The 11152-nt window shown below is 59.6% G+C and carries 9 protein-coding genes; 5 read left to right on the plus strand and 4 right to left on the minus strand.

What is annotated here, in order from left to right; all coding sequences use genetic code 11:
• Window positions 1–139 precede the first annotated feature (139 nt).
• Both LB569_RS19645 and LB569_RS19650 read left to right on the plus strand, forming a co-directional pair.
• Window positions 140–517, plus strand: coding sequence for a hypothetical protein (locus LB569_RS19645; protein ID WP_224693746.1), 378 nt, complete (start codon window positions 140–142; stop codon window positions 515–517).
• 183 nt (window positions 518–700) lie between these two features.
• Entirely contained in the window at window positions 701–2665 is a 1965-nt protein-coding gene (locus tag LB569_RS19650) for an acetyl/propionyl/methylcrotonyl-CoA carboxylase subunit alpha (RefSeq protein WP_224693747.1), read from the plus strand.
• 19 nt (window positions 2666–2684) lie between these two features.
• On the opposite strand, the gene LB569_RS19655 is transcribed toward LB569_RS19650, so the two are convergent.
• The 4 genes from LB569_RS19655 to LB569_RS19670 all read right to left on the minus strand — a co-directional run bounded on the left by LB569_RS19655 (window position 2685) and on the right by LB569_RS19670 (window position 7324).
• Window positions 2685–3860, minus strand: a complete 1176-nt coding sequence (locus LB569_RS19655; protein WP_411970238.1) for a glycosyltransferase — start codon at window positions 3858–3860, stop codon at window positions 2685–2687.
• A gap of 49 nt (window positions 3861–3909) precedes the next feature.
• A complete protein-coding gene (locus LB569_RS19660; protein WP_224693749.1) occupies window positions 3910–5274 on the minus strand; it encodes a glycosyltransferase family 39 protein in 1365 nt (454 codons plus the stop codon).
• Window positions 5275–5542: 268 nt separating this feature from the next.
• Window positions 5543–6664: a branched-chain amino acid ABC transporter substrate-binding protein gene (locus LB569_RS19665; protein WP_140709864.1), complete on the minus strand. Its 1122-nt coding sequence runs from the start codon at window positions 6662–6664 to the stop codon at window positions 5543–5545.
• A gap of 393 nt (window positions 6665–7057) precedes the next feature.
• Window positions 7058–7324 carry a sel1 repeat family protein gene (locus LB569_RS19670; RefSeq protein ID WP_027026420.1) on the minus strand — a complete coding sequence of 89 codons (267 nt, stop codon included), beginning with the start codon at window positions 7322–7324 and terminating at the stop codon, window positions 7058–7060.
• A gap of 438 nt (window positions 7325–7762) precedes the next feature.
• Here LB569_RS19670 and LB569_RS19675 point away from each other — a divergent pair, with 438 nt between their 5' ends.
• From LB569_RS19675 to LB569_RS19685, 3 genes are all read left to right on the plus strand, one after another.
• Window positions 7763–8104, plus strand: coding sequence for a DUF2147 domain-containing protein (locus LB569_RS19675; protein ID WP_224693750.1), 342 nt, complete (start codon window positions 7763–7765; stop codon window positions 8102–8104).
• Window positions 8105–8157: 53 nt separating this feature from the next.
• Window positions 8158–9675: a recombinase family protein gene (locus LB569_RS19680; protein WP_224693751.1), complete on the plus strand. Its 1518-nt coding sequence runs from the start codon at window positions 8158–8160 to the stop codon at window positions 9673–9675.
• A gap of 647 nt (window positions 9676–10322) precedes the next feature.
• Entirely contained in the window at window positions 10323–10979 is a 657-nt protein-coding gene (locus tag LB569_RS19685) for a hypothetical protein (RefSeq protein WP_224693752.1), read from the plus strand.
• The last annotated feature ends 173 nt before the right edge of the window (window positions 10980–11152 follow it).

Below are 11152 nucleotides of genomic sequence, written 5' to 3' on the forward strand. Positions count from 1 at the left end.
TGCCATTGGAGGAATTTGAACTTTATGGCCCAACAAATTTCGCAGAAAAAGCAGACTTCAATTCACGCCGCCGATCTGGCGGAGAAGCAAAATATCCGCTACTGCTTGCACTTGCCAGTGCAACGGGGACAGGGCGGAAATGCGACTGAAATATTGCCGGATCGTGGGCGCTTCGACACTTTCCATTCCTCTAATATTCGCGGCAACAGTCTCAAGTCCGGCGGGGTCGCTGGCAGGCAGCAAGGGCGAGGTGCATTTCGCGCCGACCCTGGGCTCGGATCCGAAGAGCCAATGCAACGTCGCCTACAAGGCCTACATCGCCGCGAGCGGCCATTCGGCCTACGCCACGACCTTTTATTCGCGCGTTGTCGACCTTTACATCATCTGCGGCACCAAGCTCAACGCGCCTTCCCAGAAGGCCGCGGAAGAGACCGCGTTGCGCAGTTGCCAGGCCGGCCTGGCGCGATGGAAGGTCAAGACCGCGAGCGGCGGCTGCGCAATCTCGGCGTCGAAGTAGGCAGAGCCGAGCGCCAGGCGGGGCACTCCCTTGGTAAGGGAGATGTTCAGCGTATAGAGCGAACGATTTCCAGGACGGGCCTCCAGGACAATTTGCCTCTCGTGGGGGATATGTCCGGTAGGACTGGGGCGAGCGCGAAGAAAGGCCTGCGTCGCTCGAAGCAACTTCGCCGCTGGAGGCTCCATGTTTAGCAAAATCCTGATCGCCAATCGGGGCGAGATCGCTTGCCGCGTCATTCGCACGGCGCGCAAGCTCGGCGTACACACTGTCGCCGTCTATTCGGATGCCGACGCAAAATCCCTGCATGTCGAGATGGCAGACGAAGCGGTTCATATCGGCCCCTCGCCGGTCGGCGAGAGCTATCTTCGCGGCGACAAGATCGTTGCGGCCGCACTGGAAACGGGCGCGCAGGCCATTCACCCCGGTTACGGATTCCTGTCGGAAAACCCGCATTTCGTCGATCAGGTGGTGGCGGCTGGCCTCATTTTCATCGGCCCGTCGGCGGCCTCGATCCGCGCCATGGGACTGAAGGACGCCGCCAAGCGGCTGATGGAGAAGGCCGGCGTGCCGGTCGTGCCGGGCTATCATGGCGAGGCGCAGGAAATCGTGCTGCTTGCGTCCAAGGCCCGCGAGATCGGCTATCCCGTGCTGATCAAGGCGCGCGCCGGCGGCGGCGGCAAGGGCATGCGCCGCGTCGAGCATCCCGATGATTTTTCGGAAGCGCTGTCCAGCGCCCGGCGCGAGGCCAAGGCCGCTTTCGGCGACGACCGCGTGCTGGTCGAGAAATATGTCGACAAGCCGCGCCACATCGAGGTGCAGGTGTTCGGCGATAACTTCGGCAATGCCGTGCATCTCTACGAGCGCGACTGCTCGGCGCAACGCCGCCACCAGAAGGTGATCGAGGAGGCCCCCGCCCCCGGCATGACGCCGGCGCTGCGCAAGGCGATGACGGAAGCGGCGGTAAAGGCCGCCAAGGCGATCAACTATTCCGGCGCCGGCACCATCGAGTTCATCGTCGATGCCTCGCAAGGCCTGAAAGTCGACCGCTTCTGGTTCATGGAAATGAACACCCGCCTGCAGGTCGAGCACCCGGTCACCGAGATGGTCACCGGCACCGATCTCGTCGAGTGGCAGTTGCGGGTCGCCAGCGGCGAAAAACTGCCGAAGACACAAAGCGAGATCGCGCTTTCCGGCCATGCTTTCGAGGCGCGCATCTATGCCGAGGACGCGGCCAAGGGGTTTCTGCCGGCGACGGGCACGCTGCACCACCTCAAATTTCCGGACATTGCCCCTGAAGGTGCCGCGATGCGCATCGAGACCGGCGTGCGGGCCGGCGATGCCATCTCGCCCTATTACGATCCCATGATAGCGAAGCTGGTCGTCCATGCCGGGGACAGAGCGGCAGCACTGGAAGCGCTCCGCGCGGCGCTCGCGCAGACGGAGGTTGCCGGATCCACCGTCAACACCGCTTTTCTTGCGGCCCTTGCCGCCGATCCGGATTTTGCGGCTGAAGACGTCGATACCGGCCTGATCGGCAGACACCAGGAGGCGCTGACGGCGGTCGCGCCGCCGACCGGCGAAATCATCTCGGCCGCCGCCCTGGCCGCTTCGGGTGCCGGAGCATTGCCGCCGTCGGACGACCCTTGGTCGTCGCTTGCCGGCTATGCGCATTTCCACGGTGTGGCGCGCCGCACCCGGCTGAAATTTGGCGACGAGGCGATACTGGCAAAGGTTTCAATGCGGCCGGACGGCCGCTTTCAGGTGGCGCTCGATGCGCCATATGACAACGCCAATGCGCATGACCTTCGCACCCTTCCCCGCCTCGCCCGCTGGCCTGGCCACATCACGGTGTTCGAGGGCGCTGTCGGCTATACTTTCAGCGTGCCGGATCCCCTGGCCAGGAGCGATGAAGCAGCAGCCGCCTCCGGCAGCCTGCGCGCGCCGATGCCGGGCCTGGTCAAGCTCGTACGCGCGGCGAAGGGCGAAGCTGTGATCAAAGGGCAACCCTTGCTGATCCTCGAAGCGATGAAGATGGAGCACACCATCGCCGCACCACATGACGGTGTGATCGCCGAGATCGCGGCCGAGGGTTCTCAGGTAAGCGACGGGACGGTGCTGGTGCGGTTCGTCGGAGAACCGAACGCCTGACGGCGGGCGCGTCACATACCTATACGGTGGAGCCCTTTGCGGCCACGCTCGGGCGTTTCCTCACTCTCCAGGTAAAGATCGACGTGGCCGCATAGTTCCAAACGGCGCCGAGGAGGATGCCGGCCAAGCCTGCCGACCACCATCTGTAATGACTGTTGGCGAACAGATAGTTTGCAATGCCTACATTGGCGAAAGCACCCACGGAGCATACAAGCATGAAAGTGAACAGGCCAAAGATCACCTCCTTGGCACCCCGGAGACGTCTATCGCGATAGGTCAGTGTGTTGTTCACAAAGAAATTGAACACCATCGCGGTGACTGTCGCGAGGCCTTGAGCGGCTATAAAATCCGCAAGACCCGTGGCGAGAAGTGCCGACAAGACCACCATGTGAACGAACACGCCAAGGCCGCCTATCAGGGAGAAGGATATGAAGCGCGCCGGAACGACGTGACCGACCAACTTGTCGGCCAGCAGCATCAGATATTCCCATGTAACCAAGGCATCCAGCTTGCTCTCGCCGGCCTGCCTCGTGCGAAACTGGTAAGCGACCTCCTGGATCCTCAACGGAGATTTCGAGGAAGCGCAGATATCTAGCAGGATCTTGTAGCCTTGACCTGACAAATCCCTGACCGAGTTATCGAAAGCTGATCTCGTAATAGCGAAGAACCCGCTCATCGGGTCCGTGAGATCGCTCTTCGTTACCATCTTGGCCAGCCGCGTTGCAAAAGCGCTAATTTGTGCCCGGCGTTTGTCCCAGGAGCCCAACCCACCCCCTTCGATGTACCTGGAGCCAACCACAAGATCAGCGGTGTTGGCTTCGAGGAAGGAAAGCATTTTCGGTATGATGGCCTCGTCATGCTGAAGATCGGCATCCATCACGACCATGAACGGCGTGGTCGTGCTGAGCATTCCTTCGGTGACGGCAGTGGACAGCCCGCGCCGGCCGATCCGATGGATGAGCCGAACTCCGGGGAGAACGGCAGCCAATTTTGCGACTTCAGCTCTGGTTCCGTCAGAGGAGTCGTCGTCAACAAAAACGATCTCATGTTCCTTGCCCTCGAGCGCATTCCCGATGGCCGCGGCGACCTTGGACACATTCGCAAATTCATTGAATGTCGGAATGATCACTGAAACCAATGGGGCAAAATGCGACGTCGCATTTTGACTGTCTTTGACATCGATGTTCAAAATCATCCTTGGGTTATCTGAGCTTGGCACAGTAGCAATCCTGTGGAACAAAAACTTACCAATGCAGAAGGGGATCCGCTTCCACGACAGTCAACTTTCCGGCAGCGACGAGTTTGTCGATGGCATCGGGAGGAAGGAGTCCGGCGAGAACCTGCTGGTGGACGTAGAAGGGATCAACAATGAACGTTTTTCCTGAACGGTAGCTGGCGAGCGTACAGAAACAGGTCGCATCTCCAGGGACGCTTTTTAAGCGCGCGGCCGTCGTGGACATAGCCGCTTCGCGCGCGGCTATTTCCTCATGAAAACTCGGATCGATCAACAATCTCACCGGTTCAATGCGTGACGATGCCACCAGGCGAAGACAAATGGCGAGCAAAAGGACGAACCGCAGCGCCTCCGGCGACCAGCGCCGAGCGAGCGGCAAAAGCGGCGCATGCGCGAAAGCGAGGCCGGTGGCAATCGACACCCCGAAGACCAGTTCGAATTGCGCGTTGTAGGCCACGCCATCGCCGGTTTTCTGGACAAAGAACATCACGAGGCCAAGGATGTTTAGGAGATTGCACAAGCGGATATTGGGATCGGTCCTGCGCGTAATGCCGACGTAAACCCAGGCGGCCAGTCCAACGGCAATCCATTGCAGATGGCCGATGGCGCCGAAGGCGTGTTTCAGCGAATAGGCGCGCGGCGACCTCAGATTGCTGAAAAAATCGGGGCCGAAGGCGACGTAACAGAGGGCAAAACCCAGAACGATGGCGAAAGCCGCCAGGATCGCGGATTTCACCATTTGCCGCGGCTTGTTGATGCCCACCCATATCATTGCTGTCAGAGGCATCACTACGATGTTGTGTTTGATGAACCCGGCGGCCACCATCAGAAGAATGGGCAGGGCGTAGCCGCGATCCTGCGCCCGGGCCTTGAGGAAGGCGACAAAGCCAATCGTCATGGCTGCCTGGGCCAGCAAATGGGGGTCATCCATCCCGACATAGCCGGTAAAAAAGCGGCACATGGTGGCGCCGAAAAATAGCGCGCCGATCACCGCGGAGGTCGCATCCCCACCCAGCAGGCGGATGGCGCGGAAAACACCCCAGGCGATCACCAGAATTGCTGCGAGCGACAGCAACCGTCCGGCCAGCACGACATCACCGATCAACCGCCCCAGACCCCCGACAATGTAAAAGGAAAGTGGCGGATAATTGTTGGCAATCAGCTGATGGGCAGCGGGATAGAGCGGCATCCGCCCCATCGCCGCATCGGCATAGTAGGCATTCCATCCCTCATTGGTATCAATCTCGATATCGAGGAACGCCCGATAAATCGGCCACAATGCCGCCAAGACGGTCAACACGACGAGGCAGCCGATCATGATGTACACGCGGCGGGTCAAGAAATTCTCGCCGGCCAGGTTTGTGGTTGAATTCATATGGCGCCAGATCCGGATCTGATTATGCGAATGGGGCAAGTCGGCGAGCAAATCTGCCTGTCTCAAAACGCGAAGCGGCAGAAAGAATCACCCCTACATTCATTTTTTGACCTAAAAAAGCCTTCCCTAATAGCGCAATTACAGAGTGATATTTATTTCTTTCCGGACGTGAAATGCCGGGCGCTCAACTACAGTGTTTCCGACAAAAATGGCCGGGACGAACCCGGCCATTTGTTCAAGTTCCCTGACCGCCGAAGCGGCGGAGCGATTACTGCGCGATCGGCGCGTATTTGCCGTCATGCCACTGGTTGATGTCGTAGCTGGCGTTCTTGAGGTCGCCCTTCTCGTCGAAGGTGACATCGCCGACAACGGTGCTGATCGGCGTGCCGTTCTTCAGCGCCTCGGCAACCTTGGCCGGATCGTCGCTGCCGGCGCGCTTGATGCCTTCGGCGAAAGCCTGGACCACGGCGTAGGAGAACAGCGTGAAGCCTTCCGGCACGAAGCCGCCGGCCTTGATCTTCTCGACCGCCGCCTTGGCTTCCGGCTTTGCCTGGGGATCCGACGGGAACACGAACATGGTGCCCTCGCCGGCCGGGCCGGCAACCTGCCAGAATTCCGGCGAGGCGATGGAGTCCGGCATGATCAGCTGGAACTTCAGGTTCTGTTCGGCCGACTGACGCAGGATCAGGCCAGCCTCAGGATGGTAGCCGCCGAAATAGACCACATCGGCCTTGAGATCCTTAAGCTTGGTGACAAGCGCCGAATAGTCCTTCTCGCCCGGATTGATGGCGTCATAATAGACTTCCTTGAGGCCACCGGCATTCATGGTTGACCTGACGGCATCGGCCACGCCCTGACCGTAGGCGCTCTTGTCGTGCAGGACGACGACGTTCTTGCCGGCATATTTCTTGGCGATCCACGGGCCGATGAAGGCGCCCTGTGCGTCGTCACGCGTATAGAGACGCATGATCGTCGGCCAGCCGGCCTTGGCCGCGGCGTCGGTCAGCACCGGGTTCGACGAAGCCGGGCTCATCATCAACGCACCGGCCTCCGCATAGACGGCCGAGGCCGGAATGCTCGAACCCGAGCAGGCATGGCCGTCGATGAACTTGACGCCGTTGGCGACGATGCGATTGGCGACCGACACGGCCTGCTTGGGATCGCACTGGTCGTCCTCGATGTCGAGCTTGATCTGCGAACCATTGACACCGCCAGCGGCGTTGATGGCGTCGGCGGCGGCCTGTGCGCCCTGCTTGAACTGGTCGCCGATGGTGGCGAGCTGTCCGGTCATCGGGCCGACCACCGAAATGGTGATGTCGTCGGCGAACGCGACCGGCGCGCTCATCATCAGGCCGAAAATGGCCGCGCTCAAAATACTCATTTTTTTCATGACAATAGAACTCCTCCACTCACGCGCGGCCGCCCCGGCCACGCTTCTTCCAGAGAGGCGGGACAATTTCATCCTTCATTGCGCCTGTCTAGGCGCATTGGCGCCGCTCGATTGGGCCTGAGATGTCCCACTCTCGCAAAAAAGCCACGCCAGCCTTGTTCCGGCTGGTCGTGGTTTTTTTGCCTGTCAGGCTGTTCCCCAGCGCCCCCGCGCCGCGAATCCAACTTGGTCTTCCCTGTCTTCCTGCTGACCATCATTCGCGCGGCTTGAACCTGTCGGCCTGCCGCATTCTGGCATTGTTGGCCTGTAGCCTGGCTGTCTGCGCAGCCTTGTCCCTGTTTTAGCCCGACCGTCTTTAGCGGTCTTGGCCGAAGCGTCCCCTTCTGGCGAAATTCAGTGCATGGTCATCCATTCGCGGGCTTCGCGCAGCGCCTTGGCGATCTCGATCTTCGACATCGCGGCTGAGAGTTCCGAGCGCAGTTCGGCGGCGCGGGCCGATCCCTTGATGGCGGCGATGTTGAACCATTTGTGGGCGGCAACGACGTCGGTCTCGCAATCGCGGCCGGTCGCATACATCATGCCCAGTTCGAAAAGAATGTCGGCCTGGGCAGTTGCCCCCATGGCGCCGAAACCTGCTTCAAGCATTTCAAAACGTGCCATTTTAGTCCCCTGTCTGGCTCCCGAGAGCTGCCTCCGTTTGTCTTGTCCGGGCCGCTCTTTCGATGCTTTCGAGAATGCCGCGCAGGCTTGAATCCGTCGTTAAATGGCGTGCTTAATTTGAGGAAAACAAAGCTAAAACAAGAGGTAAACACGGAAATTCGTTAAGGATACGAAGCCAGCAATTCAGCCGATTTTCGTCAAATTTGACGAAAATCTTGCAGGCCTCGATCAACACTCCGCTAACCCTAGGAGACAAACAGGAGACGGCGATCGTTTTCATTTCCTCGCCGACAGCGCGAATTCAGGCGGCTTCAAAATGCCAAAGTCTTCCGTAGCGGCACCGCTTTTGTTTTGCTGGAAGCTGGATTAGCTTACGTTTGCGTAAGCGGCAGACCGGCGAGGCGGAGCATCCGGCCGGCCATCCAAAGGGAGGAAGACATGTTTGGAAAAGTGAGCCTGGCCTTGGCGGCCACTTTGATGCTGAGCGGCGCGGCGTTTGCCGATCCGATCGAGGGCAACTGGAAGACGCAAGCCGGTGACACTGCTGCCATCGGTGGCTCCGGCTCGTTTTCCATTACGCTGAAGTCCGGCAAATATGCCGGCAAGACCATCGGCTCGCTCAAGGCGGCCGGCGACAACAAATATACCGGCAACATCACCGATCCGGCAAACGACAAGACCTATTCAGGCAAGGCGACATTGTCGGGCACCTCGCTCAAGATGAGCGGTTGCGTGCTCGGCGGCCTGATCTGCAAGAGCCAGACCTGGCATAGACTTTAATTCTGCATAGTGGTATCGGGCGGCCTCCAGACACGAACGGAGACCGTCCAGCCATGCTACAGCCCCGAGACCTCAAGGGCCGCAATGCGATTTCTTATGCTCGCTGGAGTTCCGGCAAGCAGGCGCAGGGCGATAGCTCTGCCAGGCAGACGAAGAACGCCGAGGCATTCTGTGCCTCCTATGGTCTGATCCTCGACAGTCAACTGGTAGACGATGGTGTGAGCGCATTCAAAGGCGCGAACCTTGAAGCCGAACTGGGCCAGTTTGTCGGGGACGTCCGTTCTGGCAAGATACCAAGCGATGTGGTCCTGATCGTTGAGAACATTGACCGTATCACTCGCGTGAAGCCCACGCGGGCCATCCGCTATTTCCTCGACCTCTTGGATACCGGACTAACCCTTGTGACCTTGACGGACCAACGGGTCCACACAAGCGAGGGTTACGACGATAATTTCTCAAATCTAATGATGTCCCTCATGGCCATGCAGGCGGCCCACGAGTACAGCTCCAAGCTCTCCCATCGGGTGGGCGAGGCCTGGAAGCGCAAGGCTGAGAAAGCACGCGCAGCGGTCGCAAGCGGAGGCGGAAGGGTCAAGGTCGCCAAGATCCCCTTCTGGATTGACCGGGAGACCAATGGTCTGAATGAGCGAGCGGACGAAGCGCGGCTGATCTTCCAGCTTGCCGAAGAGGGCCACGGACAGCAGACCATCACACAGATACTGAACACGCGCGGCATCCCGTCTCCCGCAGGAAACTCTTGGGCTCAAGCTGTCGTCGGGGATGTCCTTCGGTCCCCAGCCGCCTACGGATGCCTTGTCCTCAAGGGCGAGGAGGTTCCCGGCTACTTCCCGGCGCTGATCACCGAGACCGAATGGCTGGCCTCCCGCCAGCGCACCAAGGCCCGACAGCACAGCCGACAGGTGGGGCGCACATCAAACCTGTTTTCTCGCATGGTCCGCTGCGGACACTGCGGCTCCCCGATGGTGCTCACGTCCTCCAAGAAGGGCGGTGCGGTGTGGGGCTATTTCACCTGCACAGGGAAGACGTTCAAGCGCACTGGATGCACCGCCCCCAACTGGCGATATGACCAGTTCGAGCGAGAGTTGATTGACCGCATTGGTTTCTTGGCTGTTCCTGTACCGCATGACCAGACGGCCCCCGATCTCACAGCCAAACTTGAGGAGACCATAGGTGCCCTTGAGGCTAAGCAATCCAACATCCTCGCCGGTATCGCGGAGGCTGAAACTTCCGATGTTCGCAAGGTCCTGTTGGGGAAGGCCGATGAGTTGGCCCGCCAAATAGAGGCGAAGCGGAGGGACATGGTGGCCATCCGAGAGAATGACGCACGTTACCGGGAGAGTGCGGCGGCTGTCATCGACTTCGAGATGGATCAGGAAGAGATTAGGCGGCTGGCCAAGGAAGACCGGAAGGGAGCTCAAGGGCTCATCTCCAATCTCGTGCAGCGCATCGACCTTGAGTGCGACAGCAAGACCCTCAGGCGGGCGGTCGTCACCATGCGGAGCGGCTACAGCCACGCGCTCATCTTCGACAGCACCGGGGAGCCGGGCTGATTAAGTCGTCATATAGCACATAGAGCCGCCGTCGCTTAAAGGCGTGATGAGAAAATTGTTCCTCAAAAACTCCCAAAAAGGAGGGGCGATTAGAACAAAATAATTACCCCCTCATATGGGACATAGAACGGGAAAATTTTCTTTTCTTCTTTCCCGCAATACCCTTCCATATTGCACATAGAAGCTGCTCATTAGTGCGAGCTAATTAGGGGCCCATACTGGACATAGAGGCCGTTCATTAGGTTGCCATATGGAGGGATAGAACGCCCTCCTGCAGCGATTATCTGCCCATCATGATTTACGGGCAAAGCTCTCCGCCGCGCGTCCGCTCCTTCTTGCCTCCCCTTCCTTCCAGGCTTCATCTCGGTGGTCCCTTGTGATCACCGGGGAACCCTCCGCATCTTGAGCAGCAGTGCAGCTTGTCGCCGAGGGCGCCCGACGTTCCAGAAACACCCAAACCCTAATGCCTGACTGGTTCACACACCGCTATTCGGTCGATGAACTAAGGGCCCTTCGGGACGGCATCGCCGCCCGACCCCAGAGCGCGGCCTGAGAAGCGTCAAGCCCTCGCCAGCTTCCTATACTGCCAACCTCAGCCAATCGACTCCCAACACGCCGTACGGCTCGAAGAAAGGCATTCCATCGCCATGACCATGCACACTAAGCCCACGCCCGGCCTCAAGGGATGGATCAAACAACTCACGTCAGCAGCCATTGCCCGTGGCGGTCGGTCACTCACCGCCGCAGAGGTGATCGCCGAAAGCGTCCGCTACAAAGCGGAGTTAGGTCGACCCCTCCTTGCTCGCGGAGAAATCTTCAACCCAATCACCGGCGAAATCGTCACCGGCTGCCTGTCACTCTCCAAGGCCTTGGATGTCCTTCGGGCACGCTACGGCATCGATACGACCGTCCGAAAGCTTATCCCCATGCTGGAACGCAAGGGGCTTGCCGAGCGCCGCGTTGCTTGGCGCATGGTGCCCATGGTGACCGACCCGACCGCGAGGAAACCGGAGTATCGCCATGACGCCGTGGCCACGAGAGCAGCGGTGGGCGACGGCCGTCTGATATCCATTCACTACGGACAGAAGGACGAGAACTGGGTCCGAACCTTGGTGACCCCAGATGGACTTGAGTTTCTCGCCCGGTTCCTGAAGGCACCAGCGGGAGCCGTCAAGAAACCCAAGGCTCGGGATACCGTGCGGGCACTACTGGCCGAGGGCAAAACACAGGCCGAGATCGTCCAACTGAGTGGCATGTCCAAGCAGGCGGTTTGGTACCATGCAAGGTCTATTAGCGACCTCTAAGTCAAAGAAACTGCTCGTCGCTATACTATAGACGAGAGGTAACTGGGGGTCCGTCGGCGCTGTCGAGAGATAACTGGCGGCCCCCAGTCGGAACCCATAGGTGAGACGGCTTCGCCGTTCATGGGATAACCGACCGCGATGCCAGCTTCGCTTGGCGGGAGACAAAATTGATA

The sequence above is a fragment of the Mesorhizobium sp. BH1-1-4 genome (assembly GCF_020165665.1).
Classification (GTDB): domain Bacteria; phylum Pseudomonadota; class Alphaproteobacteria; order Rhizobiales; family Rhizobiaceae; genus Mesorhizobium.